The organism is Ktedonobacter sp. SOSP1-85 (assembly GCF_016587415.1).
Classification (GTDB): domain Bacteria; phylum Chloroflexota; class Ktedonobacteria; order Ktedonobacterales; family Ktedonobacteraceae; genus Ktedonobacter.
Map to the genome: position 1 here is coordinate 2,418,454 of NZ_BNJI01000001.1, position 25,366 is coordinate 2,443,819.

Genomic DNA, 25,366 nt, shown 5'->3' on the forward strand with positions numbered 1-25,366 from the left:
ATGAAGGGCCTTTGGTCGAGAGAAAAGAGGACACACGAACCTATGGCTCAGAGCTATTGCGATTTTGCCCGCGAGCATCCGCTGCACCAGGCATACCATGATCAAGAGTATGGTTTTCCCCTCGCCACTGACGCCGCCCTCTTCGAGCGCCTGGCCCTGGAGATCAACCAGGCAGGTCTCTCCTGGCAGACTATTTTAAAGAAGAAGGAGAACTTTCAACGCGCCTTCGAAGGGTTTGATCTTGATCGAGTTGCGAGCTATGGCCCTCAGGAGGAAGAACGGCTCCTCAGTGATGCAGGCATCATTCGCAATCGATTGAAGGTGCGCGCTGTGATTGAGAATGCGCGCCGCCTCGTTGTCCTGCGCGAGCAGCATGGCTCCTTCGCGAACTGGCTCACGCTTCATCATCCTCTAAATAAGGAGCAGTGGGTCAAACTCTTCAAAAAGAACTTTGTTTTTACGGGTGGTGAGATCGTCAATGAATTTCTCATGAGCACAGGCTATCTGCCCGGAGCGCACCAGGACAGTTGCCCCATCTACCACCAGATCCTGACCCTCAATCCCCCCTGGTATCAGCAGTAGCCGCGTACGCCAGGAGCGCGCCCGCTCCTGGCGTACGCGGCTACTCTGTTATTGTTAGCGCACTGGTGGGTGGTAGTTCTCGACTTTGATGGTATCGGCCTCTTCAAGTGGCACATTCTGATTGTACTCAGGCGTTCCACGCTCGGCTGTGTCTTCATCGTGGAAACTTGCCGCCGGGAGCGAGGACTGAGCTTGCGTATCACCCGGCTGCAGTTGCGCCATGCGCTCGGTCGCGTCATAGGCGCCGTACTGCTTCAGCACCTGCCGCGCCTCATCATAGCGCTCATTGCTCTTCACGGTGACAATGGTGCGGCCATGCTCCAGTTCTCCCTGGTAGTAATGTGCCTCGTCTTCGGGTACTCCCATACCAATCAGCATGCCCACAAAGCCACCCGCCATAGCTCCCAGGGCGGCCCCTCCCAGCGCGGCAAAGATGATTCCACCCGCGATGGCAGGCCCCACACCCGGGATGGCTGAGATCGCTGCAGCCGTCAGGAAACTGCTTAAAGCACCACCACCGATGGCACCTGCCGCGGCCCCAATCGCGGACTCGGTCGAGATTTTTTTCTCGCTCTCCTCAGTATCAAGATGACGATAGAGAAAGCCTATTTGCTGATCCGTAAAGCCCGCCCGGCGCAAATCCTCCAACGCCTCCTCGGCCTTTTCCCGCTTCTCAAAGACACCAATCACGATCGGCTGTGGCATAGCAGACATTGAGTTATCTATATTCATTTGCACCTTCACTTTCACTTTTAATCACTTGTAACTATTCAGGACCACTCGCCACTTCGTGGCTCGCCAGGGTTAGAGGGTGTGGTTGGGAGGCTGGCAGAGCCAGCCTCCCAACCACACCCTCTAACCCTGGCGAAGCGTCTGCGACGCTGAGAACACCTCGTATAGGGAGATCCTGAATAGTTATCACCATTTTTATATCAACATACATAGATACACGTATGTGAAGCGCAAAACGCTCCTGTCGCCAACAGCCTGATACACCATTATGCAGCTTTCCGCTTTTCTCGCAATTTATTTCATTACATACGTCAACGCAAAAAATTTTCTTCATCTACATACACATACATCAATATGACAAACAAGTATTAGCTTAACTGATACTCGTTAAACATATCGAAAGATGCTCCTACAGCCATTGACAGATTAGCTTGATTAGGAATACTATGTTCGGGATAGCATCACTTAATAATCAATGCTATACAACACCTCGTAAAACGTGCCTATGTTTCGGCACCCTGTAGAAGGAACACTTACCATGTCTAACATGCATGAAATGCCCAACCATCGATACAGCGATCATGACTCCACTGAAAGTGATCTAGAAGCTCTCCTCCTGGGTGGAGTAGAGTCACAGGATCAGACCCAGCAACCATTTGTTCATGCAGAGGCGGCATCGCCTGCGCCCTTCGGAGGTGAGGAGGATGAGGAGGACAGGGAGGTATACCCGGACCATGATGTCCAGGGTGCATTAGGGCTTTTCGCGGAGGCCGCACAGGATATGACCACAGCCACACTTGAGATTGGCCTGGGCCGTCATTTTGCCTGCGCCGATTACTGCAACCAGGTGGCGGAAAAGGCTGCGCAAGCTGTAAGCTTGCTCAACATTGGCCGCCGCTCTCCATATAATCATGACTTGCGCGCACTGGGCGCACAGGTTGGAGCACCGGACTCGATTCAAGAGGAGATGGCCCGGCTCTCGCCGTTCCATCCCGAGGCGTTTTACGCCGACACCCCTCCTGAAGAGGCCGATGAGGTCATCAGTGCCGATGAAGCGAGTAGCTATATCAAGAGCGCTCGCACAGTCCTACGCTGGGCACGTAATATTGTTTTGACAACATAGTCAGTGGTCGCGATTTGTAGCGCGACCAGGGTCCTGGCATTCAGGAAAAGGTACGCCTTATTCTTGACCTGTCGATGATCTTATTCCGAAACCCAACGTCACTGACGTGTCTAGCGCTTCCCCCATTCGGGGACAAGCGCGCTCAGGGTTTTCGGAGCAGAAGTATGTGACAGAAGACAGGCCATGCCAGGGTCCACAAGCACAAGTGGAGGACACATCTTCATGACGCAACAGATCACACACACACAATTGGAGGAGGCTGTCAAACAGTCTCCACGAAAATGGGTCTATCTCTTTAGCGAGGGCAACGCCTCCATGCGTGCCCTCCTTGGTGGTAAGGGTGCTGGCGTGGCCGAGATGACTAATGCTGGTCTGCCTGTTCCTCCCGGCTTTACAATCACAACCGAGGTCTGCAATGCCTACTACGAGGAACAGAAACAGTTCCCCGCTGGTATGTGGAACCAGGCCCTCGCCGCGCTGCAAATTGTCGAAGCACAGACTGGCAAACAGTTTGGGGGTCGGGAGAATCCACTCCTGGTCTCGGTACGCTCAGGCGCGAAGTTCTCTATGCCCGGTATGATGGATACGGTGCTGAACCTGGGTATCAATGACGAAACTGTACAGGGTCTCATAGCCCTAACACAGGACGAGCGCTTCGCCTATGACGCCTATCGCCGCTTCATTCAGATGTTCAGCAAGATCGTGTTGAATACTAATCCCCAGGACTTTGAACACATCCTGGAGACCTACAAGCAGCGCACGAGCGCAAAGACGGATGCCGAGATTCCCGCTCAGGCCCTTAAAGAGCTGGTCGTCGAATTTAAGCAGGTCGCGGAGCGAGCTTCGGGGCAGCCCTTCCCCACAGACGTCTATGAACAGTTGCGCAAGGCAATCGAGGCCGTTTTCGCCTCCTGGAACAATAAACGCGCCATCGACTACCGCAACTTCAATAAAATTCCGCACAATTTGGGAACCGCCGTCAATGTCCAGAGTATGGTCTTCGGCAATATGGGCAGTGATAGCGGCACAGGTGTGGCCTTTACCCGCAACCCCTCAAACGGCGAGCACGAGATGTTTGGCGAGTATTTGCTTAATGCCCAGGGTGAGGATGTGGTCGCCGGTATTCGTACGCCATCAAAAATCAGCCGCCTGCACGAAGACCTGCCCGAAGTCTATCGCCAATTCCTGGAGATCGCCAAACGCCTGGAGGCGCACTACCGCGATATGCAGGACCTGGAGTTTACGGTCGAGCATGGCCGGCTCTACATGTTGCAGACACGCTCAGCCAAGCGCAACGCCAGGGCCGCGATCAAGGTCGCCGTGGATATGGTTCGCGAGGGCTTGATCACGCCTGAAGAGGCCCTGCAACGCGTTGAACCAGCGCATGTCTACCAACTGCTCCTGCCCCGCTTTGATGAGGCGGAGAAGCGAAAGGCCACGACGGAGGGCCGCCTGCTCGCAAAGGGCCTGAACGCCTCACCGGGTGCGGCCTACGGTAAAGCTGTCTTCGACGCGGATCGCGCCGAGGAGCTGGGCAAATCCGGCGTATCCGTCGTACTGGTGCGCCCGGAAACCAGTCCCGATGACGTCCATGGCATGCTCGTTGCCAAGGGTATCCTCACCGCACGCGGTGGTGCGACCAGCCACGCCGCCGTTGTGGCACGCGGGCTGGGTCTCCCTTGTGTCGCTGGCTGTGAAGGCATCCGCGTCAGTGATAGCGAGCGTCTCTTCCGCGTCAACAATTCTAATATTGTTATTCGCGAGGGCGACGACATTTCGATTGATGGCGCGACGGGCGAGGTCTTCCAGGGTCGCATTCAGACCGTTGATTCCGATTTCGCCAGGGAGGAAGATTTACAGACGCTGCTGGGCTGGGCCGACAAGGTACGCAGGCTTGGCGTCTGGGCGAATGCCGACTACCCACGCGATGCACAGCGCGCCGTGGCCTTTGGAGCCGAGGGCATTGGCCTCTGCCGCACCGAGCATATGTTTATGGAGCAGGAGCGCCTCCCCATCGTGCAGAAGATGATTCTCGCACGCAGCCCCCAGGAGCGCCAGGCCGCGCTCGATCAGTTGCTGCCCTTCCAGCGCAGCGACTTTAAAGGCATCTTCTCGGCCATGGTCAGCCCCACAACGGGCGAGGGCTACCCGGTCGTTATTCGCCTGATCGATCCACCACTGCATGAGTTCCTGCCCTCCTATGAAGAACTCCTGGTCGAGGTCACTCGCCTGGAGACCCAGGGCGGACACGAGGCGGAGCTGCAAGAGAAGAAGGCCATGCTCGAAGCCGTCGGCTCTATGCGTGAGATGAACCCCATGCTGGGCTTACGTGGCTGTCGCCTCGGCCTGCTCTTCCCTGAGATCAACATTATGCAGACGCGCGCCATCCTGGAGGCCGCAGCCGAGCTAGCGCGTGAGGGCAAGAAGCTCCAGCCGAAGATTATGATCCCGCTGGTCGGTCACGTCAATGAGCTACGCGAGGTCCGGAGGCAGTTGGAGAGCGTCGCCACGGAGATCGCGCGCGAGTCTGGTGGCGCCATCGCGTACAAATTCGGCACCATGATCGAGGTTCCACGCGCCGCCGTGACCGCCGATCAGATCGCACCGGTCTCCGACTTCTTTAGCTTCGGCACCAACGACCTGACACAGACCACCTTCGGCTACAGCCGTGACGACGCCGAGGGCAAGTTCTTGCTCAAGTATGTCGATGGCCTGGATGTTCCCGGTCAGAAGGACAAGGTTAAGATTCTGCCTACCAATCCCTTCCAGACCCTTGATCGTGAGGGCGTGGGCCAGCTGGTCGCCATGGCCGTAGCCAAGGGACGCCACACCAACAAGGATATTGAGCTGGGCATCTGCGGTGAGCATGGTGGTGATCCTGAAAGCATCGCCTTCTGCCACGAAGTCGGCCTCGACTACGTGAGTTGCTCGCCCTTCCGCGTTCCCGTCGCACGCCTGGCTGCCGCGCAGGCCGCGCTGCACCAGTCCGAGCGCGATAAATAAGAGTCTTGATGAGAAAAAGTGGGTCGGTCAGAGCGTATGCTCCGACCGACCCACTTTTTCTCATCAAGATTAGCGCTTTTTACGGTTTGACAGGAAGCTGCCTCCTGCCATGACTGCGCCTACGATGAGCATTACCAGCCCCCACCACAGGTTGATATTGAAGCCATCGCTACGGTTATATTCGGCACCTGTGCCGAATGCTCCATAGAGGAGGAGCACCAGCCCGATAACCCCAATGGTCGTGCCAATAGTTAAGGCGATAGAGAGCCGATGTGTCTCGCCCGACTTTTCCATGTTGCGCACATCTTGTTGACTCATAATCATTACGTCCTTTCGCTGGCTAGAAGAAGATGATGTTTAAGAGCGCGAAGATCGCCAAGGCGATACCAGCCAGTACCAGAGGTTTCTTATACCAGACAGTCTCCACAACCTCACGCTTCGGCGTCATACTGTAGACCAGGCCCTTCAGCTCACTAGCGGGTTTCGGCTTGGTAACGAGCGAGACAACGATGGTCACCACGAAACAAACCGACCAGGCGATCAGAGCGCGCCACATGCTCGACCCCTGGCTGCTCCCCATAGAGATCATGTGGTACTGCTCCATGAGCCAGAGGCTAATCGAAGTCGCCGTCCCCACCACCAGGCCAACAAAACCACCCCAACCAGTCGTGCGACGCCAGAACATACCCAGCAGGAACGTCGCCAGCAGCGGCGCATTAAAGATGGAGAAGAGCGCCTGGACATAGTCCATGATACTGTTGAAGCTTGCCGCCAGGTAAGCTGTGCCGACGCTCAGCACAATACCAACGACGGTAATAATGCGGCCCATCCACAGATAGTGGCTATCAGGCGCGTCCTTCTTGATATATGAGCGATAGATGTCATACGTCCAGACGGTATTGAATGCGGTCACATTACCAGCCATACCAGACATAAAAGATGCCAGCAATGCCGTTAGCCCAAGGCCCAGCAGGCCACTGGGGAAGAACTGCACCATCGCGTATGGGATCGCCATGTTATAGGAGTTCTGGAAGCCGCCTCCCTGGCCCAGGTGCGGCATCAGCGAGAAAATGACCAGTCCGGGAACGATAGCGATAAAGGGGAAGAAGAGCTTGGGGAAGGCCGCGATCAAGGGCGTGCGTTCGGCAGCCGCCTCGTCCTCAGCCGCCAGCGCGCGCTGCACGACCAGGAAGTCGGTACACCAGTAGCCAAAGCTCAGGACAAAGCCCAGGCCCAGCACGATGCCAATGAAGTTGACACCAAAGGGGTTGTTGTTCCCGGCCGTCCCCTGCCATAGGTGGAAGAAGGCGGGATTATTCACCTTAGCCTGGAGGCCCGCCCAACCGCCTACATGGTTCAGACCAATCAGAGTAAGCGGTAAGAGACCCAGGACGATCAGGAAGAATTGCAGGGTCTCGTTATAAATGGAGGACGAGAGACCGCCAAGGAGGATATAGGCCATGATAAAGGCCGCAGAAATCCAGATGCAGATGTTGAGGTCCAGGCCAAACAGGACGTTAAACACCAGCGCGGCGGCATACATGTTAATTCCAGAAGTCAGGATCGTCAACACACCAAAAGAAATGGCGTTAAAGCCACGGGTGGCTTCGTTAAAGCGTAACTTGAGGAAGCCTGGAACCGAGTGTGTCTTACTACCATAGTAGAATGGCATCATAAAGATGGCCACAAACAGCATGGCTGGAATAGCACCAATCCAGTAGAAGTGGGCCTGCATAAAGCCGTACTGCGCGGCATTGGCGCCCATACCTAGAATTTCGAGCGCGCCCAGGTTCGCGCCCACAAAGGCCAGGCCTGTTACCCAGCTTGGAAGCGAACGGCCAGAAAGGAAAAAGTCCTCGGAAGAGCGCATGCGTCTTCGCAGCGCGAAACCAATGCCCAGCGTCACGCAGAAGTAAATACCAATAATCAGGTAATCTACCCAGCCGAGATTCGCTGTTGGCACATTCACTTGCGTGGATGCAAGGGTCAACATAATATATCTCCTTTGAGCGTAGAGGAAACCTCGGATCGCTTCATGGCACGCCAAAGCATAGAGGCACCCTCGTGGCGTCTCTCTTACCAGAACCAGCGTGTAGAACCCAACGGCATGTCGGTGGCCCCTCCCCCTAACGACGCTTCCCCCGGTTTCAAATACATGCCGCACGAGACAGGTGCGCGGAACTCCTCCTCAACCACATACCAACCATCGGGTAAAAACTCAACGAAAAGTCGCGATCTTTTAATTCCTATTTATCGATGCAGCGTTGGAGCTTTCTTACTTAAGAAGGCTATAGCAGATCAAAGCTCTACGAACAAGGCTTCAACGTCTTATGAAAAACACGTTTCACATGCCCCAAAGGTGTACAAGTTCAAGCATTCAAGTTTAAAGTTGACCTATCAATGGTCGATCTAATACATAATTTTTGTAGGCAATATATCCTATTCCTTACCCCTGGCCGATGGCGAATCCGCCAACTCAGAGCTGGTGGCACAACTGGCGCTCTTCCTGGCCTCAGATGTCTCCAGCCATATCAGCGGCACCGAGGTCTGGATCGATGGCGCCTCGTCGCTCCTACGCGGCTAAAAAGGAGCACCTCTATCTCTTACATCTACTAAGCAACCCAGTAGTGGTTGATGAAAAGCATGACATTCAAGCCCCATAACGGTGCCATCAGTGCCAGGTAGGCTTTATCGAAGCGTGGATGTTTACTCCAGAGAGCATGGATCATCACCACGGGAAAAATGACAACTAGGTAGCGTGGGAACGAAGATAGTGTATTAAACTGTGGATAACACAGAGGAAAGAACGCCATAACCAGGGCGAAGAGTGTATAGTGCAAAGGGAGGCGTCTCCAGCCCAGTACAAGAGTCAGTAGTGGAAGCAAGACGAAGGCCAGATCCATCGCGTTAAACCTGGCGCGTAAAGTGGGATCGAAGACCTGCTGGATACCAAACCAGATGGGCTGCCAGGGAAGTTCAAACCGCCGTCCCCACGTGACCTCTTGCTTGCTAAAAAGCAGTGGATCGCCTTTGGCGTACCATAGATAGAGCATATAGCAGCCCAGACCCAATGGAATGAGTAGAAGAGGCAGTAACGCCCCCACCTTCTCGCGCCAACATGCTAGCGTCAGTGGCAAGGGAAGCACATAACGCCGTGCATACACAATAAAATACGGCAGGACCAGGAATAAACCCGCTGAACGCGTCATAGAGGCCAGCAGTCCACATAGGCCCGCCAGCCACCAGTCATATGTGCCACCACGATGCAAAAAGTAAAAACAAAGGATACAAAGCAACAAGAATAACGACTCAGTGTAGGGAATAACAAAAAAGATCGCGAAGGGGGTAAATGTTAAGTACCAGAGAGCGTTCCTGGCAATTGTAGCATCAAACTCTTGCTCCAATAACTTGTAGAAAACGATCAGGGCCAGGAAAAAGAAGAGGTTTGAGAGCACCAGGCCCGTTAAAAAATAGGCCAGGATCGAACCTCCCAGCAACACGCCAACACAATGCATCAACAAAGGCCAGAGTGGGAAGAACGCGGTATCCCTGGTCACGCTATAGCCATGCATGGCAATGCCTACATACGCAAGCACATCATAACGCATCCAGGAAAAGAGACAATCATGCACAGAAATAGAGCAGCCGTGCCTGTTCCACTCCCCGACTAAGGGGAAGCGAGTTGTTCCGAGATAAGTCAGGATAATCGCGAGGAGACGACTCAAAGCAAAGGGCCAGGTGGCTTCTTGCCAGGCCCTTTTCCGCACTGATAACACACGCATATCCTCCATGCTTCGTGTTGATGGCTTTTATTGATAAGCTTCTAGTATAGCAGAGTACGGGTATTAATGCATTTTGAGCAGAACCTTGAGCATGCCTTTCTGTTCAGCTTGGTGAAAGGCCGCGACAGCATCCTCGAAGACGTAACGCGCACTGATAAGGGGCAAAACCTCAACACCCTTCTGGCGCAAGGCTCGCAGGGCTGGCTCGAAGGGTCCACAGCGTGATCCCTGCACGCGTATCTCGTTAACGACGATACGGGAGAGATCCAGCGCGCCTTTCTCCGCGACAGTACTCTTGAGTACAATGGTTCCTCGTGGCCGCACCAGGCGTAAAGCCATGTCCAGGCCCCGTTCCGAGCCAGTACACTCCACCAGCAGATCGAGGCGCTCGCCCTTCTGCACCAGGCATTCAGCCTCGGCTACTGTAAGCGTCACGATGCCTCGCTTGCGCGCAAGGGCTAGTTTCTCCTCGTGTTTTCCTGCCATCCAGACCTCGCCCCCGCTCAGAGCCAGGACCTGGCCCGCCAGTTGCCCCATCTTGCCATCGCCAAGTACCAGCATGCGCATACTGGGCGTGATATGCACCTGCTCCAGCATCTCAAAATTTGCCGCGAGCGGCTCCACAAAGACCGCCTCCTCGTCGCTGATCTCGTCGGGTACCAGGTGCAGATTCTCAACGGGCAGGGTGAGATAGTCGGCAAAGGCGCCATCCCGGCCAACAATACCCAGCGCCGCTCGTCGAGGGCAGTGGGAATACATTCCCTGGCGACAATACCAGCACTGCGCGCCACGGCAGGGAATATTGATCTCACCAACTACGCGCTGACCCAGCAGATGGCTATATTGCGAGCGTGTGTCAAGCCCCTGGATCGTCTCGACCACTCCGACAAACTCATGCCCCAGCACTCCCTGAAAGCCTTTATACCCTCGCGTAATCTCCAGGTCTGTATTGCAAATGCCCGCCTGCACAACCCGGATCAGTGCCTCGCCCTCTCCAGGCTGCGGCTGTGGGTAGCCATGTTCTAAGGCCAGGCCTCGCGCTCCATACACTAACGCGCGCATGTGATCCTTTCCTCCTGATAGCTTAGTTTAAAGCATGAAGCTTGTAAATTCTATTGTTCCTGAACTATACTGTCCCTACATACATGCACTTCTATAGAACATATTCTATTGCCGCGTTCGACACAGTAACATACCATTATATAAGAAAAGAGAGCACTCATATGTCCTTTGATCCCAATGAGCCAACACTGTCCACTGATATGCCTCTACCACCTACAACGCCTGCGCAAGCCACGCCGTCACATATTCCCTCTGGGCAGTATCAGGCCCCACTACCTGCCTACCAGGGCTATCCCTACCCACCACCGGCGGGCCCATTCCCTGCTCCAGGCATGCCCCCCTATCCCTACCCGGTTATGCCGCCACCACGTAAGAAGTCCTCTCTCCTCTGGCTCTGGATTACCCTGGGTGTGCTGGGAGGTGTGACACTCCTGGGATGTGGTATCTGTGGCGTCTTAGGCTACCTGGGCGTCAGCCTGGTCCAGTCTGACACCGTACAGGCACCGACCAGGGTCACCCTCTACTATCAATCATTGCAGACAATGGACTATACAAAGGCCTATACCTATGTATCGCCAGGTGCGAGCTTCTCTATCACACACGATGATGGGAGCACAACTCAGATTTCAGACGAAGAGACCTTTACAAGTGCCGCACAAAGCGCCGATCAACAACTGGGAAGCATTGAAAGTAGCAGCCCCCGTCTGGTATCATTGAACAATACCGTCGCGAAAATTGCTGTAACGGTCACACGTACCAACAAAGTGTACGTTGTTCACCTCACGCTCAATAAGATAAATGGCAGTTGGAAGATTGTGGAGGCCGATGGCATCTAGCATCTCTCCCCGCCCTGCAAGGGTTTTCAATCATGAATAACTATGACCTGATTGCGCCTTTTTATGATGCCGAACACGCCCAGTTCAGCGAAGATTTCGATATGTATCGCAACTTCGCTGAACTCTGCGGCGGCAAGATTCTGGAGTTGGCCTGCGGCAGTGGCCGCGTCCTGCTTCCCCTGGCAGAAGATGGCTACGAGGTTACGGGCGTCGATACCTCAGCGCAAATGTTGGACCTCGCACGCCAGGTATTAGATGACGCTGGTCTCAGCAAACACTGTACCCTGGTACAGCAAGATGTCTGCACTCTGCGCCTGGAGCAGAAATATCGCCTGGCCTTTATCGCGCTTGGCTCCTTTGCACACATTACATCACGCGTCCAGCAGAAACAGGCCCTGGCCGCCATTCGTGCCCATCTCTCGGTCGGAGGCACTTTCATCCTGGATATTAGCAACGGTGACCTGCGCTATATGGAGGGTATGAGCGGGCAAATGCTACATCAGGGAACCTGGCAATCCGATGATCAAACCTGGCTCTCCCACTTTGTCAGCCCGGCCGCCTCGCATGATCGCCACCTGCTGGAGCTAACACACTTTTATGATCAGCATCACCAGGGCGGACCCGTTCAACGTACGGTCGTCACGACACATCATTACCTCTTCGAACGTGGAGAGATTGAACTCCTTTTGGAGCAGGCAGGCTTTCAGGTAAAGGATACCTATGGCGACTATGACCTGGCGCCCTACCAGCTAGAGAGTCCACGCCTGATTTGTATCGCCGAGGCCCGATAACACATAATATTCACAACGCAGAGAAGGGAAAGGCATATGCAGATACCGCACCCATGGAATCTGAGCCCGGAGGCGGCAATCGCCCTGCAACATGAACTGGCGCAGCATATTATTCTGGAGGATCAGGTAGGCGAGGTACGCTACATCGCGGGAGTCGATATGGCCATCCACGAAGAGCATAATATGGCTCAGGCGGCCGTGGTGCTCCTCTCCTTCCCCGACCTGGAGATTGTGGAGCGGCACATCTACGAGGAGCCGATACAAATGCCCTATGTGCCGGGTCTCCTCTCGTTTCGCGAGGCGCCTAGCGTCCTGGGTGCCATACGCAAACTACGCCAGAAACCCGACCTGGTCATGGTAGATGGTCAGGGTATCGCTCACCCCAGGCGCATCGGCATTGGCGCGCACCTGGGTCTCTGGCTCAATATCCCCACCATCGGCTGCGCCAAGTCACTGCTGGTTGGACACTACGATAAAGAGGCTCTCGGCGAAGAGGCTGGCTCCTGGGTTCCTCTCATTTACAAAAAAGAGGTCATTGGTGCCATGGTGCGCACGCGCACACGTGTTAACCCCATGATTATCTCGCCAGGGCATCTCATTAGCCTGGAGACCAGCATCCGCTACGTTCTGGCCTGTAGTAAAGGCTACCGTCTGCCGGAGCCAACGCGCCAGGCCGATAAGCTCTCCAAAGACAAAACCTGGGTCGAGCCAGAAGCATCTGAGCAACCCACCCTGTGGTCGTAGTAAGCGGCGACAAGATATGGGGATGCGCTGCTAAATGGTGAATTCACATAATCTGTAGGGTCCATGCCGGCATGGACCCTACAGATTATGTGAATTCACCACTAAAGCACGCGCCTACATATCTGTGGTCGTAACATACAGGGCTACTCTCGGCTCGCGGCCTTCTGGCGCTTTGCCCCTTCCAGGATGGGCAGTGTGAAGTAGAAAGACGAACCTTTGCCTACCACGGTATCAAAGCTGATGGTGCCACCATGCTGCTCTACGATCAACCTGGCGATTGAGAGGCCCAGGCCATACCCACCCATTTTCGATTGCTGACTATGGTTGGATTGGTAGAAGCGCTCAAAAATATGTGGGCGATCCTCAACCTGAATACCATAGCCAGTATCGGTGACACTGATCATCTGAAAGTGTGCATCATGCACGCTGGCCGTAATAGTCACCGAGCCACCGGGTGGTGTATATTTAATGGCATTGGAGATCAGGTTATTTAAGACTTGCTTGATGCGCTGCGGATCAACATACAAGAGGGGCGTCTCGGGCGCAATCTCCAGGACGAGCGCAACCCCCGCCTTCAGCGCCTGCGGCTGCAAACTCCGCGTCACCAGGCGAACCAGCTCTAGCAACTGTACGCCTTGCTGCTTAGTTTCAAACTGTCCCAGGTCCGAGCGCGTCATAAACAAAATGTCTTCGACGATTGAGATAAGCTGCTGCACCCCCTCTTGAGCGTATCCCAGGTAGAGGCGCTGCTCATCATTCAATTCGCCCATATGCCCCTGCCAGAGAAGCTCAATAAAGCCGTGGACCGAGTTTAAGGGTGTGCGCAACTCATGTGAAACCATTGAGACAAAATTCGAGCGCACCTGGTTCGCCACCTTGAGGGCTGAGAGGTCCCGCAGAGCCAAAACTGCGTACGGCTGTTCGGCTATACGAATAGGAGTTACACTGGAGGAGACTTCGCAAAAAATCTCCTCCTTTGCCCCGACCAGCAGTTCTTCGTTCTGTAGCGGCTCATCCTGTTGCAGGACCCGCGTCAGGGGACAGCTCGAAGTTCCACACAGCTCCATACGGTTCAGGTTCTTGCAGCGTAATACTTCGCGACATTTCCACAGCGTCCCCGGCTTGCCTCCAGGTAAGCGCAACATCTCCCTGGCCGCTGGATTGCTGTCGCGCAGGCAAAAGTCTTTATCCAGGACCAGTAGCGCGTCCGGACTATGCGTCATAAAAGACGTAAGCACCAACTCACGCTCCAACGGCACCGTCTCCTCACGCTTGCGGCGCCCCCGGCGAGGCGACACGACCGCCAGGTCATATGTCTCCTCTTCTCGACCTGTTCCTGACCCTTCTTGTGACATATCTTTCCGCACCCTGACCCCCTACATTTCCAACATGTGCAATTCAAAATTTGTCCCATAGACGCCGCATTTATGACTCTGCTGGAAAATTTTATCAGGTTGTTCGAACAAGCTTGTGAGAAGCGCCCGAATTGTTGGTAGGGACCCGGTTTACCGCGTTCGAAGGCCATGTATGGCATGTCGGCGCAGCCGTATTTTTGCGAGGTGGCGAGCGCATGGTGACGTGAAAGGTCTTTTTCAGCGTCTTTCGGGCTGCGCCCACAGGCGATGAATCGCCTTTGGACGCGGTAAACCGGGTCCCTACCGAATTTTGAGCGCTCCCTTGCACTGTGTGCAGCTCTCCAAGCTCGGCAACTTGTCCAGACAAAATTTCCCAGCAGAGTCATAAATGGGGGCCTATGGTTCGCGTGCAAAGAAATGAGCACATCCCTACATCTTTACTTGCCTACTTGTCTACTTGCCTACAAACTTATAGCCAACGCCGCGCACCGAGAGAATGTAGAGCGGCTTGTCTGGATCGTCCTCCAGCTTGACGCGCAAGCGACGGATGTAGACATCGACGATATTACTGTTGTTCTCGTTATCGTTCCAGACCTCCGCCAATAATTGATCTCTATTCACCACCTGGCCCGCGCTATGCATTAATACGCGCAAAACATGCATCTCGGTGGGTGTCAGGGTAACGGGCTGCTTCCCCGTCACGGCGACTTTCAGTTCGGCCGGGAAGAGCTCTATCTGCCCTCCACGGATACTCTGGTTGCCCGTTTTGCCACTCTTTTTGATCCGACGCAAAACGGCCTGCACACGCGCCACCAGTTCCTGGTGGTTATAGGGCTTGCAGATGTAATCATCTGCGCCAATGTTGAACCCCTGGAGCTTCGCCTCAATGGTGTCCTGGGCCGTCATAAAAATAAGGGGGATCTCATAGCCTTCCGCCTTTAGCTTGGCGGAAAACTCAAAACCATTGATATACGGCATCGTGACGTCCAGAATCAAGAGGTCCGGTTCTCGCTTCTGAATCATTTGCAAGGCCCCGCGAGGGTTATCCGCCGTTTCTACCTCGTATCCCTCTTTGCTCAGTACAAATTGCACCAGCGTATTGGCAAAGCGGTCGTCATCTACGACGAGAATGTACACAGTCTTCCCTCTCCTGTCTTTCAGGTTGCCGTGCACACTGCTGTGGGCTGTGGGCACTTCCCAATGTCCATCTAACATATAGGCAATTACCTAATTACGTAATTGCCATTTACCCCATGTGAACCAGGTTAACCATTGGGTAGTCTGCGCTTATGAGCGTGGGTATAACGTCGCTACTCCCTTCCATCAGCGATCTCTCCCCCAACATGGTTACTGAAAAAAAGCAGTACCACCACTCGAGGAGGATGTTTAATGTTACTGCTTTTTCTTCTTACTAATATTTTATAACCCCTATGCCTGTGTATGGTACACAGTACTATAGGCTTATGTCAAGATTACAGCCTTAAAGCCCGTACTTTCTGGATATACACCATCAAAATGGCTATATCCGCGGGGGTTACTCCCTCTACACGTGAGGCCTGCCCAACCGTCCTTGGCTGCGTCTTAAGCAGCTTCTGGCGCGCCTCCGTACGCAGGTGCTGCACATCGCGGTAATCCAGGTTCTCCGGAATACGCATCTCTTCCAGGCGCGAGGTGCGGCGCACCAATTGCTCCTGCTTGCGCACATAGTTCTCATACTTGACCTGGAGCTCAACCTCTTCAGCAGTATCCTCTGGCAGGTCGGTCAGTTCCATAAAGATCCTGGGCGCAGACTCCGCGCCATCCATGTTTGCGTGCTCTTCAACCATACGTTGCGAGAGTTGAGCGACCTGGAAGTACTTCACTGTTGGACGCCGCAATAGCTCTTTCGCGGACATCTTCTGTCCCAGCGGGGCAATTCCCAGCGTCTCGGCGTGCTGCTCTGTAACCCTTGAGGAGGTAAAGCTCACGCCCTCCAACACCTCCAGGGTACTCTGGATGGCCTCTCGCTTGCGCACTACCTGCTCATAGCGCTCATCTCCAATCATGCCCAGGCGATAGGCATGATCGCCCAGGCGCAGATCAGCGCTCTCAGGGCGCAGCAAGAGTCTGTGCTCGGCCCGCGAGGTATGCAGGCGATAGGGCTCGCTCATAGGACGAGTCACCAGGTCGTCGATCAAGACACCGATGTAGGCTTCATGTCGCCCCAGCACAAAGCCATCCTCGCCACGCGCATAGAGCGCGGCATTAATGCCCGCCATGATGCCCTGAGCCGCGGCCTCCTCATACCCGGAGGTACCATTGATCTGGCCCGCCAGGAAGAGACCCGCTACGGGCTTGGTCTCCATCGTAGGGAAGAGCTGTGTGGGCAAGACATAGTCATACTCGACGGCATAGCCAACCCGCATGATCTCCGCCTTCGCCAGCGCGGGAATACTGCGCAGCATCTCCAACTGCACATCCTCGGGGAGGCTGGTATTCATGCCCTGGACATAGACCTCGCCCGTACGCCAGCCCTCCGGCTCCAGAAAGATCTGGTGCGAGACCTTGTCGGCAAAGCGCACAATCTTATCCTCAATAGAGGGGCAGTAGCGCGGTCCAACACCTTCGATGATGCCAGTATAGAGGGGAGAACGATGCAGGTTATCACGAATAATCTGATGGGTGCGCTCGGTTGTTCGCACCAGATAGCAAGGCAACTGCGGACGCCAGCCGCGCAGGTCCTCCTCCAGCACAGGATAGACCGAGTTTGGTTTCCCGCCGGGTACCTGGATATCCTCGCGCGCCTCTGTATCCTGCGAAAAATAGAGCGGGACAGTACTTCCTGGCTGGCGCTCCGTCTTGCTGAAATCTATTGTGCGTGCATCGATACGCGGGGGAGTACCCGTCTTAAAACGCCGCATCTCCAGGCCCAGTGCACGCAGCGAATCGGAGATACCTAGCGCCGGACCTTCTCCGGCGCGCCCGCCTGGCTGCGTCTTCTCGCCAACCACCAGGCGACCATTAATAAATGTGCCCGTCGTCATCACCACTGAGCGCGCATGATACTCCCAACCGTTGCTGGTCACCACGCCATACATCACATGCCGCCCATCCTCGCGCTGCGTGCTCAGCAAGCGCAAGATCGTCGCCTGCCGTAGATCGAGATTTGGCTGGCTCTCCAGCACAAACTTCATCGCCAGGCGGTAAGCCTGCTTATCACATTGCGCGCGCAAGGCCTGAACCGCTGGCCCCTTACTGGTATTCAGCAGGCGCATCTGGATAAAGGTGCGGTCGGTATTGCGCCCGATCTCGCCGCCAAGGGCATCAATCTCCTTGATCAGGTGTCCCTTGGCCGGTCCACCCATAGAAGGGTTACAGGGCATCAAGGCCACGCTATCCAGATTCATCGTGAGCAATAGGGTCTTGAGTCCCATGCGCGCGCTGGCCAGCGCGGACTCGCAGCCCGCGTGTCCCGCGCCCACAACGATAACATCATAATAGCCGTGCACACGCGGCTCAGAGGATGTGTGCAAGCTCTCTCCACTGTTAGTCATATTTCCGTACCTGGTCGCTTCTTCTCTATGAATGTTTCTTCACTCCAACACGGCTCATATTATGCCCCAGTCGTTCACCAGCGTCAATATTTGACACGCCAGCTAGGATTTTTCACGTTTTCAGCGCTAATGACTGTTTCAACAATCAGGCAGAATAAAATATCGACCCAACCGTCAAAAATGATTGACGAAAGCCGCTGAACGTGCTATTATCGTGGCACACACGGGGCGATGGCGAAATGGTAGACGCAGGGGACTTAAAATCCCCAGGCTGAGAGGCCGTGAGGGTTCGAGTCCCTCTCGCCCTACCCTCTCACGAAACCCGCTTGAGAAGCGGCCTCAGAAAAAGAGAAATTTCCACGAAAGAGCCTGAAGGCTCTCTTTTTTTGTCGTTTTTTTGGAAATCCCCAGGGTCAGAAAAGCACTTCTAGGTCTGGGGATCAGCATATCCCCAGACCTTCAGATTTTCAATTATTTAGCTAAACGCCCTCAAAGGAAATCGAACCCTCGTCAGGAGATTAAAAGTCTCCTATGCTAGCCGTTGCACCATGAGGTCAAGTAGGATCACCTTTCCCTGGTTCATATCCTAAAAGAAAGAAAGGGAAAGATATGGATGAGATCTGTGTTGAACTTACATTTGATAAAGAACTTCCCTGTGTCATCTGCGGAAAGCTGACAATCTGTGGTGTAGCCTGTCGCTCGGTGACGCAGGGCATCACAGGACACGAGTTCAGTGAAACATGGATACTTAACCCTTACTGCGAGCAGCGTACTGGGTGTAAAGACAAAGTATGGAAAAAAGTGAGAACCCCACGACTGGACTCGAACCAGTGACCTCTGTACGCGATTGCAGTTCCGTGCCCTGACAGTGCTCCGCCACCTGAGCTACCATGAACGGCTGCTAGACGTGATATCGCCTGTCACCTGAGGAGACGTGCCTCATCATGAGGCGAACCCCAGCACTCAGTGATTGTCAGCCTTGCTTTGCTCATCGACGACTATGCCTGCCCGGCAGCCGCTCTAATCCTTGCCTTATCTTCTGTTGACAGCGCGCTGTAGAAGCGCTTACCTGGGTAACCGCTTAACGCGTGAACGACATCTTGAGCCTTGGACGGATCTACCAAGAGAAAGAGAGCGGATGTCCCTGGAAGAAGGTGTTGCTTCACCTGCTGGACAAACCAATCATCAATGCTCTTACCCCACCCAGAGAGCAGCGTTTTGATGACATATTCCCATGTTTGGGCGTTAAAAGCATCTCCATCTGTGGGATCTACCACTTGTTGCACGATGACCTGGCCATCCAGCCGGATGATAACTATCGCTGCATCCCCAGGTGGAATGAGACCGCTTCTCTTTAATTCTTGAGTCCGCAGCCACAGCTGTTCCGCTTCCTGCTCACCGTCAAACACCAGCGCAATCAACCTACTCTCAGCCATTTCTTTGCTCCTCCGCAGAGAAAATTTTCTTCATCGTTTCTTCCATTGGTCCTTCACCTCCAGGCTAAACGTTGCCGTTGGTTGAGCAAACCAGCGTCGTTTTGGTAGGTTACTTCTTTTCTGGCAACCCTTTGCTGGCAATGATGGATGCATCTATAATTATCGATGCGCTATCTGGTATCAGCGGCAGCGCCTTCTGAACCGTGAAAAGCAGCCCTTCCACGTTTTTAACATTTTTCTCTGTTTTTTGTGATTATGCGCGCTGCACTCCTCCAACACTTCGAGCCTGTCTCGTCGTGCTTGATAGCAAGAGCCTCCTGCTTTCTGTCACTATACAGATCCATCTCAAACAGAGCGGTGAAGATCTTTACATTGAGCTGGCTTTTCGCTACGAAGACGAGACACACAAGCATGAACAATGGCAAAAGCGTATACAGTAAGCCATAAAGCCTATAAGCGCTTACATCAGCAAAGAAGACCATAAATGTGAGAAACTGGCATTGCTTCAACTAATCGCAGTTAGTTCAAAACTATATTTACAAAAGCTAGTACATAACCAAAAAGCGTATCGTGCAACGCTTTATTGTAGCGGATCAGAAAGCAATTAACATATTATCCATTCGAGAGAAGTCAGAGCGCTCCAATGAAATTGAATCTCCTTGTCCTTTATCACAGCCGAAACATTGGAAACAATCTATTCGTTCTGAGGGGAGTGAAAAGCATCCGTCCTGAGAGAGGGTTATGTAGAGACAGACCACGCTAGTTGAAAACTCACTGCAACTGGTGGAACCTTCTTTCAAGCGATGTTGAGTCTCAAAAGAGTTCCCTAAGAGAAAAAGAGGGAAAAGGTGTTCAAACGTTGTTTGACTTCACTCATTGGTTTGGCAAGTCTGTTACTGATCATGGGGATTTTTAGTCATCCCTCAAGCTACGCGGCAACACTCAAGGCCACAGTCGGCCCATATGGACCCGATACGTGCGCTTCAGGCTATGTATGGCGCGAAGCGTTTGAAGGTGACCATGTCTGTGTGACGCCTGAACAACGCGCTCAGGCGAAGGCGGACAATATTCAGGCTCAGTATCGCGTCAATCCGCAAGGGGCATATGGAAAAGCTTCTTGCCGCACCGGCTATGTGTGGCGTGAGTCATTTGTCGGAGATACAGTCTGCGTGACACCTGAACAACGTGCTCAGACGAAAGCTGATAACGCTGAGGCTCTCAAACGGTATGCGCCTTAAAATAGGTTGTTCTTGTGGACAGGAGACATACCAATCTCCTGTCCTAGTAAAATCGATTACTTGGCTAAGCTCGCTATTTGTCCTTGTTCTTGCTGTTCTTTTGCTCCTTTTCCTTTTACTCGGCAGGTTCAAATCCCCAATGGGAGAGTAGTTTGTGTGCTCCCGCCTGGCCTCGGCACTGAGATAATCCTTCCAGTAGATCTTTACCCCTATTGAACAGGTGGAGAGTGAGCAGATTCAACAAGCATTAATTTACAGGCGTGAGCAACAACATATTATCTTCATGCATAGCTGACTTTAAAAGCACAACATCACTTAGAAATTTTTGTCAAACCATATGTTAATTTTAACTGATCAATGCGTTTCTATAAAATAGATACATAAAAGTACATATTTTTTGCTATATAGCAGCTATGACACATACGTACTATTCAAAGTTCAACGCAAAACTAGGAACATCTACTACAGATAAATGGATGGCACCACCAGGCAAGCCTGCCATGAAATAAGAGCATGGTGAGGGGGAAGATCGATGCCAGTGTTTCCCGTCTTAACTGGAGCTTTCATGGCTGAAGATACACCTGATGCTAAATATGACTTTTCCCGTTTGCGCCGCACCTATGAATGAAAACATTGAAATAAAAACGCCTTGTCAGTCGTGGAAGACTTTATTCCTTCACTTCTCAACAATGCCACATGTAGGCCGAATATGCAGCGAAGCATCTGTTCTCAATTTGTCACTACCCCAGTATAAAGGCTCGTCTACAGCAAGCCTCAGAGAGAACAGATGCAATAAAAGGAGAAAATATAATATGCAGCTTATAGGAATTGCGCTTGGAGGAGGGGTCGCTCTTCTATGGGGCATAGCGGATTCCATCGCAACGCTGTCCACGAGACGTTTAACCACCTTTACCACTACCATTATTTCTCATTTCAGCGGCTTGCTTACCTTGATTGTTACCCTGGCTATTCTCTTCTGGCATTACCCATCTCATACCTTTGTCATCTCAGCATCGGGCCTCCTCATCGGCGCGAGTACAGGCGTGCTCACCGTCATAGGCTACCTCGCTTTGTACCGCTCTCTAGAGCTTGGTCCGGTCGCGATCACAAGCCCGATCTCTTCTACCAGTGCGGTCTTTACCTTGCTTCTTTCGACTCTCTTCCTGCAAGAGCATATTACCTTATTTGATGGATTCGCCATTGGGGCCATCATCATTGGGGTGTTCCTGGCCTCGGTCAACATACCGAACATACGTCTGCTCCTCAAGAAAAAGCCCGAAAAGCTACTCTCCGGGAAGGGCGTTCGCTGGGCCTGCATCACGCCCATCGCCTTTGGACTGGTGGATATCGGCATCGGAGCCTCTTCGCCGCTTCACGGCTGGTTCACACCCGTATTCCTCACCTTCGTCTTTAGCTCATACACACTCACAATACTCTTATTCGTGCGCTACTCAATCAGCAAAGAGGACAGAACCCTTTTTATGAGCTTGAACGCGCTTTTCCATAAACCTGTCGGCATCCTATTCGCCATAGGGGCTGGCATCCTGGAATGCCTGGCGATCATTACCTTTGGCATAGCGGCCCAAACCATTAAACCTGGCATGATTGCCGCTATCTCCTCTAATTACTCTTTAATTTCCGTCTTATTTGGAGTTCTGGTCCTGGGTGAGCGGTTGATGGCCAATCAAAAGCTCGGCATTGGAATAGTTATGTGTGGTCTCACCGTACTTACAGTCATCCACATATGAGTATGTCAGGGTCTTTGCCTTTGATACATACGCACACAGCCCCAGGTATCACACAGTTTGCGATGAGCAAGGAGACAAATAGCGATGTCGTTACGTAGGACAGTCACGGCTATCATCGGACTGGAACTGATTATAGCGCTCACCATCCTTTTACATATTGGCGAAAACGCTTCCCCAGGGGTCAGCCTGTACAAGTTCACCCCTTTACTGGGAGCAATCGTAGGAAGTTGTCTGACATTCTTCTCTATCCGCAAAAGCGCCCTCAATATCTCTGCCGAGCGCTCCGAAGCCTGGATAGGATATGAGAAAGCAGGCTGGATACTCGTCTGCCTCGGACAGGCCATGTGGGGGCTGGGAGAAAGCTTCTGGCGCTACTATTCCGCTATCGGCGATCCCCCCTTCCCATCGCTGGCCGATGTGGGCTATATGTTCTTTCCAGCACTCTGCTTTATCGGTCTCGTGCTGCAACCAAATGCTAAAGGCAGGTTAGAGCGAACACTGGTCGCGCTGGATAGCCTTATTGCTATGGGCGCATTGCTCGCTATTAGCTGGTACCTTCTGCTTGGAGCCATCGCGCAATCACCAGCTACGACAAGCCTGGCGAAGTTCATCAGCCTGTATTATCCAGCCGCTGATGTCTCCCTTCTCAGTTGCGTGATCTTCTTACTGATGCGTGGGCACAGCCAGGTCTACCAGGCAACGGCGCGCAGGTTTAGCCTGTTTGCTCTTGGGCTGGGTCTCTGCCTGTTCGCGACATCGGACTTTATCTTTAACCTGCAGCAAAACGCGGGAACCTATGTCGATGGCACATGGGTTGACCTGGGCTGGCCTCTGGGCATGCTCACGATTGGCTTAGCCGCCTACCTGCGCTGTAATCTCCCCCGAACAGCACAGGAAGCGCTGGAGGCACGGCGACAAAATCGCGTTACCTACATGGGCTTTCGCCCGGTTCAGTTACTCCCCTATACCCTTATCTTCATCCTGTTCATAGTGCTGATCTTCAATGTGAATTCTTCCGACCCGGCTCAAGCACACATTCGCTTTGTGCTTATGCTCGCGACCATTGTTGTCATCTGCCTGGTACTGGTGCGTCAGATTCTAACCATTCACGAGAATGAGCGCCTCTCACAGTTGCAGGCCGCTTCCTTGCAACAAATTGAAGAGCAGGCCCACCATATCGCGGAACGCAACAAGGAACTCGAAGAGGGCATAGCTCACCTCAAAGCGGTTCAAACGAGCCTGGCAAATGGGAATCTACGCGCCCGCGCACAATTACAGCGCGGCGTGCTTTGGAGCCTCGCCAGCAGCTTGAATCTCCTGGCCGACCGCCTGACAAGCCTGGGCCTGGCGAAGAGACGCCTGGACCTCTTGCACAATGCGCTTATCGACCTGGGCGAGGCCATCGTACGCTATCGAGCTGGTCAAGGCTTCAAGTTGCCACCGTCATGCGCGAACACGCCAGAGGTAGCGCCGATAGTTCACGCGATTGGCGCACCCAAATCGCAACTACCTACGAGCGCCCCTCTTCCATCCCAGGATCTACCGGCGAAAACCCCATCCTGGGAGATATCGCCAATGAGAAATCCTTCGCAACCAATGTGACGACTCCCCACGGCTACAAGCCGGGGGCTTCTGGAATGACTCGGCCTGCTCGTCCACAGGCTTGACGTGCATTTGCTAAGATATTGAGGCTTCCATTGTGGTCGCGGTGGATGACCAGACCACACTGGGGGCACTCGTAGACCCGCACTGACAGCGGCATCGGTTGACGACAACCGCAAGCAGAACAGGTCTGGGACGTATACGCCGGGTTGACTTTCACGACCTGCCTCCCAGCTTCTTCCGCTTTGGCGAGCAAGCGCATGAAAAACTGTGACCACGACGCATCGGCGATCGATTTCGCAAGGCGCGGGTTTTTGACCATATTGCGCACGACGAGCGCTTCCACAGCAATGAAGCCAAAGCGGGCGACCAGTTTGCACACTTCTTGCTCAATGAAGTTTTTGCGTCGGTTGGCAATCCGCTCGTGCGTGCGCGCAACAATTTTGCGTTTCTTGTCGCGCTCTTTGCTTCCCTTGGCAGCTTTGGAGAGTTTGCGTTGGGCGCGCGCCAGCCTTGCTTCGTCCTCGCGGAAAAAGCGGGGATTGGCGATCTCTTCCGCTGTGCTCAAGTAGGCAAAGGTTTTCAAGCCAACATCAATGCCGACTTCTTTCTCTGAAGGCGGCATGTGGCTCTCCTGGGTCTGTTTCGGAGAGCCTTCCACTGTGATATTCACAAACTATTTGCCCGTCGGAGTGCGTTTGACAATCGCTGTCTTGGGGGTTCCTGTGATCGGGCGATGCAGAACCATTTTCACCTGACCGAATTTTGCCAGTTCCAGCATCCCTCGGTTCTTCTGGCCCTGGGTATGGATCTTGAAGCTATTGCCATATTGTTTGAAGGTCAGCGAATGATAGCGAAAACGTGATTTAAAGCGGGGAAAGCCCGGGGTTTTTCCTTCTTCGACACGCTGAAAGAACGCGGCAAAGGCCAGATCCACCCGCTTCACCACATCCTGGAGCACCTGGGAGGGCACAAGAGCCAGATCTGGGCGAACTTCTTTGCAGCCGGGCAACTCGGCACATTGATCCTCATACGAGAGAGACCTCCCTGCGATGCGATAGGCGCTTTTGCGTTCATCGAGAGCCGCATTATAGACTTCACAGCAGAGCGTCAGCCATGCTTCCAATGTTCGCTCTTGCTTGTGCGTCGGATAGAGCCTGAACTGGTAGGTTCTGGTCGGCTTTTTCTCTTTTGGTGGTTTCTCTCGCTTAGACATGCTTTTGTTGCTCAATATACTGCTTGATCAAGGAGAGGAGCGCTCCCCCAGTTGTTCCGACAAAATAGGAATTCGTCCACAAGCTCGGCAAGCGGCGTTTCAACGCAGGAAATTCCTGTCGCAGAACCCGGGAGGAACGTCCTTTGATGAGCTTTATTAGGCGGTGAATGCCGAACTGAGGATCGACACTGACCAGCAGATGCACGTGATCAGGCATGATTTCCAGTTCTTCCACCTCGGCCTGGCATTCCTGACACACCTGGGCAATGATCTCTTTCAGGCGTGTTTCAATTGGCCCGATCAACACGTTTCGCCGATATTTCGGGCACCAGACCACGTGGTAGTGGCAACTATAATACACGCTCCGGTTGCTCTTGTAGGTTTCACTCATCGCATACAGTATACAGCTAAGAGCTATCTGCTGTCAAGAACATTTGTTCGCATCATCTGTTTCCCTCCACACCCTCGCCCAGAAAAAGGAACGCCGCTTTCATCCCCATGACTGAAGTTCAGGGGCTTTTAGCGGCGGTATGGGGTAAATGGTCAGGGTGTGGTGGGAGGCAGGCAAAGCCAGTCTCCCACC

General features: G+C 53.5%; 21 protein-coding genes, 2 tRNA genes and 2 pseudogenes. 11 read left to right on the forward strand and 14 right to left on the reverse strand.

Going from position 1 to position 25,366, the window contains the following annotated elements; translation table 11 throughout:
* Positions 1 to 42: 42 nt before the first annotated feature.
* A complete protein-coding gene (locus KTE_RS10120) occupies positions 43 to 582 on the forward strand; it encodes a DNA-3-methyladenine glycosylase I (RefSeq protein ID WP_201380679.1) in 540 nt (179 codons plus the stop codon).
* Positions 583 to 636: 54 nt separating this feature from the next.
* Here the strand turns inward: KTE_RS10120 and KTE_RS10125 are convergent, their stop codons facing one another.
* Positions 637 to 1,296, reverse strand: coding sequence for a hypothetical protein (locus tag KTE_RS10125; protein ID WP_201380681.1), 660 nt, complete (start codon positions 1,294 to 1,296; stop codon positions 637 to 639).
* Positions 1,297 to 1,852: 556 nt separating this feature from the next.
* On the opposite strand from KTE_RS10125, the gene KTE_RS10130 reads away from it, so the two are divergent.
* Together KTE_RS10130 and ppdK are read left to right on the forward strand one after the other, a co-directional pair.
* Positions 1,853 to 2,437 (forward strand): HEPN domain-containing protein, encoded by a 585-nt coding sequence (locus KTE_RS10130; RefSeq protein ID WP_201380683.1) that lies wholly within the window; start codon positions 1,853 to 1,855, stop codon positions 2,435 to 2,437.
* Positions 2,438 to 2,659: 222 nt separating this feature from the next.
* Positions 2,660 to 5,440: a pyruvate, phosphate dikinase gene (ppdK, locus tag KTE_RS10135; protein ID WP_201380685.1), complete on the forward strand. Its 2,781-nt coding sequence runs from the start codon at positions 2,660 to 2,662 to the stop codon at positions 5,438 to 5,440.
* Between the two features lie 69 nt (positions 5,441 to 5,509).
* On the opposite strand, the gene KTE_RS10140 is transcribed toward ppdK, so the two are convergent.
* Together KTE_RS10140 and KTE_RS10145 are read right to left on the reverse strand one after the other, a co-directional pair.
* The gene (locus KTE_RS10140; RefSeq protein WP_201380687.1) at positions 5,510 to 5,758 is read right to left on the reverse strand and encodes a hypothetical protein; all 249 of its coding nucleotides are present in this window, start codon (positions 5,756 to 5,758) and stop codon (positions 5,510 to 5,512) included.
* A gap of 22 nt (positions 5,759 to 5,780) precedes the next feature.
* A complete protein-coding gene (locus tag KTE_RS10145) occupies positions 5,781 to 7,433 on the reverse strand; it encodes a sodium:solute symporter family protein (protein WP_201380690.1) in 1,653 nt (550 codons plus the stop codon).
* 453 nt (positions 7,434 to 7,886) lie between these two features.
* On the opposite strand from KTE_RS10145, the pseudogene KTE_RS49535 reads away from it, so the two are divergent.
* Positions 7,887 to 8,024 (forward strand): annotated as a pseudogene (locus tag KTE_RS49535) (3-oxoacyl-[acyl-carrier-protein] reductase); the annotation flags it as partial.
* Between the two features lie 28 nt (positions 8,025 to 8,052).
* On the opposite strand, the gene KTE_RS10150 reads toward KTE_RS49535, so the two are convergent.
* Entirely contained in the window at positions 8,053 to 9,222 is a 1,170-nt protein-coding gene (locus KTE_RS10150; RefSeq protein WP_201380692.1) for a mannosyltransferase family protein, read from the reverse strand.
* A gap of 63 nt (positions 9,223 to 9,285) precedes the next feature.
* Entirely contained in the window at positions 9,286 to 10,284 is a 999-nt protein-coding gene (locus tag KTE_RS10155; RefSeq protein WP_201380694.1) for an alcohol dehydrogenase catalytic domain-containing protein, read from the reverse strand.
* A 161-nt stretch (positions 10,285 to 10,445) separates the two neighbouring features.
* On the opposite strand from KTE_RS10155, the gene KTE_RS10160 reads away from it, so the two are divergent.
* From KTE_RS10160 to nfi, 3 genes are read left to right on the forward strand one after another with little or no spacing between them, the layout of a single operon-like run.
* On the forward strand, positions 10,446 to 11,120 hold the full coding sequence (locus KTE_RS10160) for a nuclear transport factor 2 family protein (RefSeq protein ID WP_201380696.1): 675 nt from the start codon (positions 10,446 to 10,448) through the stop codon (positions 11,118 to 11,120).
* Positions 11,121 to 11,152: 32 nt separating this feature from the next.
* Positions 11,153 to 11,911 carry a bifunctional 2-polyprenyl-6-hydroxyphenol methylase/3-demethylubiquinol 3-O-methyltransferase UbiG gene (locus tag KTE_RS10165; RefSeq protein WP_201380698.1) on the forward strand — a complete coding sequence of 253 codons (759 nt, stop codon included), beginning with the start codon at positions 11,153 to 11,155 and terminating at the stop codon, positions 11,909 to 11,911.
* A 36-nt stretch (positions 11,912 to 11,947) separates the two neighbouring features.
* Entirely contained in the window at positions 11,948 to 12,655 is a 708-nt protein-coding gene (gene nfi, locus KTE_RS10170) for a deoxyribonuclease V (RefSeq protein ID WP_201380700.1), read from the forward strand.
* A gap of 143 nt (positions 12,656 to 12,798) precedes the next feature.
* On the opposite strand, the gene KTE_RS10175 is transcribed toward nfi, so the two are convergent.
* The 3 genes from KTE_RS10175 to mnmG all read right to left on the reverse strand — a co-directional run bounded on the left by KTE_RS10175 (position 12,799) and on the right by mnmG (position 17,543).
* Positions 12,799 to 14,010 (reverse strand): HAMP domain-containing sensor histidine kinase, encoded by a 1,212-nt coding sequence (locus tag KTE_RS10175; RefSeq protein WP_201380703.1) that lies wholly within the window; start codon positions 14,008 to 14,010, stop codon positions 12,799 to 12,801.
* A 453-nt stretch (positions 14,011 to 14,463) separates the two neighbouring features.
* Positions 14,464 to 15,147 carry a response regulator transcription factor gene (locus tag KTE_RS10180; RefSeq protein WP_040442483.1) on the reverse strand — a complete coding sequence of 228 codons (684 nt, stop codon included), beginning with the start codon at positions 15,145 to 15,147 and terminating at the stop codon, positions 14,464 to 14,466.
* 335 nt (positions 15,148 to 15,482) lie between these two features.
* Entirely contained in the window at positions 15,483 to 17,543 is a 2,061-nt protein-coding gene (gene mnmG, locus KTE_RS10185) for a tRNA uridine-5-carboxymethylaminomethyl(34) synthesis enzyme MnmG (protein ID WP_201380704.1), read from the reverse strand.
* 225 nt (positions 17,544 to 17,768) lie between these two features.
* On the opposite strand from mnmG, the gene KTE_RS10190 reads away from it, so the two are divergent.
* Positions 17,769 to 17,851: transfer RNA gene (locus tag KTE_RS10190), tRNA-Leu, on the forward strand.
* A gap of 176 nt (positions 17,852 to 18,027) precedes the next feature.
* Here KTE_RS10190 and KTE_RS10195 read toward each other — a convergent pair.
* From KTE_RS10195 to KTE_RS49540, 3 genes and pseudogenes are all read right to left on the reverse strand, one after another.
* A tRNA-Lys gene (locus KTE_RS10195) sits at positions 18,028 to 18,097 on the reverse strand.
* A gap of 444 nt (positions 18,098 to 18,541) precedes the next feature.
* On the reverse strand, positions 18,542 to 18,979 hold the full coding sequence (locus KTE_RS10200; RefSeq protein ID WP_201380706.1) for a DUF1269 domain-containing protein: 438 nt from the start codon (positions 18,977 to 18,979) through the stop codon (positions 18,542 to 18,544).
* A 121-nt stretch (positions 18,980 to 19,100) separates the two neighbouring features.
* Positions 19,101 to 19,205, reverse strand: a pseudogene (locus KTE_RS49540) (oxidoreductase); the annotation flags it as partial.
* A gap of 637 nt (positions 19,206 to 19,842) precedes the next feature.
* Between KTE_RS49540 and KTE_RS10205 the strand changes: the two are divergent.
* The 3 genes from KTE_RS10205 to KTE_RS10215 all read left to right on the forward strand — a co-directional run bounded on the left by KTE_RS10205 (position 19,843) and on the right by KTE_RS10215 (position 23,567).
* On the forward strand, positions 19,843 to 20,217 hold the full coding sequence (locus tag KTE_RS10205; protein ID WP_201380708.1) for a hypothetical protein: 375 nt from the start codon (positions 19,843 to 19,845) through the stop codon (positions 20,215 to 20,217).
* 812 nt (positions 20,218 to 21,029) lie between these two features.
* On the forward strand, positions 21,030 to 21,965 hold the full coding sequence (locus KTE_RS10210) for an EamA family transporter (protein ID WP_201380710.1): 936 nt from the start codon (positions 21,030 to 21,032) through the stop codon (positions 21,963 to 21,965).
* 84 nt (positions 21,966 to 22,049) lie between these two features.
* Positions 22,050 to 23,567: a hypothetical protein gene (locus tag KTE_RS10215; protein WP_201380713.1), complete on the forward strand. Its 1,518-nt coding sequence runs from the start codon at positions 22,050 to 22,052 to the stop codon at positions 23,565 to 23,567.
* Between the two features lie 13 nt (positions 23,568 to 23,580).
* Here the strand turns inward: KTE_RS10215 and KTE_RS47455 are convergent, their stop codons facing one another.
* The 3 genes from KTE_RS47455 to tnpA are packed head-to-tail and all read right to left on the reverse strand — an operon-like array spanning position 23,581 to position 25,174.
* Positions 23,581 to 24,192: a transposase gene (locus tag KTE_RS47455; protein ID WP_236600349.1), complete on the reverse strand. Its 612-nt coding sequence runs from the start codon at positions 24,190 to 24,192 to the stop codon at positions 23,581 to 23,583.
* Between the two features lie 51 nt (positions 24,193 to 24,243).
* The gene (locus tag KTE_RS47460) at positions 24,244 to 24,783 is read right to left on the reverse strand and encodes a helix-turn-helix domain-containing protein (protein WP_236600351.1); all 540 of its coding nucleotides are present in this window, start codon (positions 24,781 to 24,783) and stop codon (positions 24,244 to 24,246) included.
* Positions 24,776 to 25,174 carry an IS200/IS605 family transposase gene (gene tnpA, locus KTE_RS10225; protein WP_201380715.1) on the reverse strand — a complete coding sequence of 133 codons (399 nt, stop codon included), beginning with the start codon at positions 25,172 to 25,174 and terminating at the stop codon, positions 24,776 to 24,778. Before tnpA ends, KTE_RS47460 begins: the two co-directional genes overlap by 8 nt.
* Positions 25,175 to 25,366: the final 192 nt, after the last annotated feature.

Bases quoted from the DNA above. Each gene is read 5' to 3' on its own strand.
- KTE_RS10120 (WP_201380679.1), top strand. From the start codon at position 43: ATGGCTCAGAGCTATTGCGATTTTGCCCGCGAGCATCCGCTGCACCAG.
- KTE_RS10125 (WP_201380681.1), bottom strand. From the start codon at position 1,296: ATGTCTGCTATGCCACAGCCGATCGTGATTGGTGTCTTTGAGAAGCGG.
- KTE_RS10130 (WP_201380683.1), top strand. From the start codon at position 1,853: ATGTCTAACATGCATGAAATGCCCAACCATCGATACAGCGATCATGAC.
- ppdK (WP_201380685.1), top strand. From the start codon at position 2,660: ATGACGCAACAGATCACACACACACAATTGGAGGAGGCTGTCAAACAG.
- KTE_RS10140 (WP_201380687.1), bottom strand. From the start codon at position 5,758: ATGAGTCAACAAGATGTGCGCAACATGGAAAAGTCGGGCGAGACACAT.
- KTE_RS10145 (WP_201380690.1), bottom strand. From the start codon at position 7,433: ATGTTGACCCTTGCATCCACGCAAGTGAATGTGCCAACAGCGAATCTC.
- KTE_RS10150 (WP_201380692.1), bottom strand. From the start codon at position 9,222: ATGCGTGTGTTATCAGTGCGGAAAAGGGCCTGGCAAGAAGCCACCTGG.
- KTE_RS10155 (WP_201380694.1), bottom strand. From the start codon at position 10,284: ATGCGCGCGTTAGTGTATGGAGCGCGAGGCCTGGCCTTAGAACATGGC.
- KTE_RS10160 (WP_201380696.1), top strand. From the start codon at position 10,446: ATGTCCTTTGATCCCAATGAGCCAACACTGTCCACTGATATGCCTCTA.
- KTE_RS10165 (WP_201380698.1), top strand. From the start codon at position 11,153: ATGAATAACTATGACCTGATTGCGCCTTTTTATGATGCCGAACACGCC.
- nfi (WP_201380700.1), top strand. From the start codon at position 11,948: ATGCAGATACCGCACCCATGGAATCTGAGCCCGGAGGCGGCAATCGCC.
- KTE_RS10175 (WP_201380703.1), bottom strand. From the start codon at position 14,010: ATGTCACAAGAAGGGTCAGGAACAGGTCGAGAAGAGGAGACATATGAC.
- mnmG (WP_201380704.1), bottom strand. From the start codon at position 17,543: ATGACTAACAGTGGAGAGAGCTTGCACACATCCTCTGAGCCGCGTGTG.
- KTE_RS10200 (WP_201380706.1), bottom strand. From the start codon at position 18,979: ATGGCTGAGAGTAGGTTGATTGCGCTGGTGTTTGACGGTGAGCAGGAA.
- KTE_RS10210 (WP_201380710.1), top strand. From the start codon at position 21,030: ATGCAGCTTATAGGAATTGCGCTTGGAGGAGGGGTCGCTCTTCTATGG.
- KTE_RS10215 (WP_201380713.1), top strand. From the start codon at position 22,050: ATGTCGTTACGTAGGACAGTCACGGCTATCATCGGACTGGAACTGATT.
- KTE_RS47455 (WP_236600349.1), bottom strand. From the start codon at position 24,192: ATGCCGCCTTCAGAGAAAGAAGTCGGCATTGATGTTGGCTTGAAAACC.
- KTE_RS47460 (WP_236600351.1), bottom strand. From the start codon at position 24,783: ATGTCTAAGCGAGAGAAACCACCAAAAGAGAAAAAGCCGACCAGAACC.
- tnpA (WP_201380715.1), bottom strand. From the start codon at position 25,174: ATGAGTGAAACCTACAAGAGCAACCGGAGCGTGTATTATAGTTGCCAC.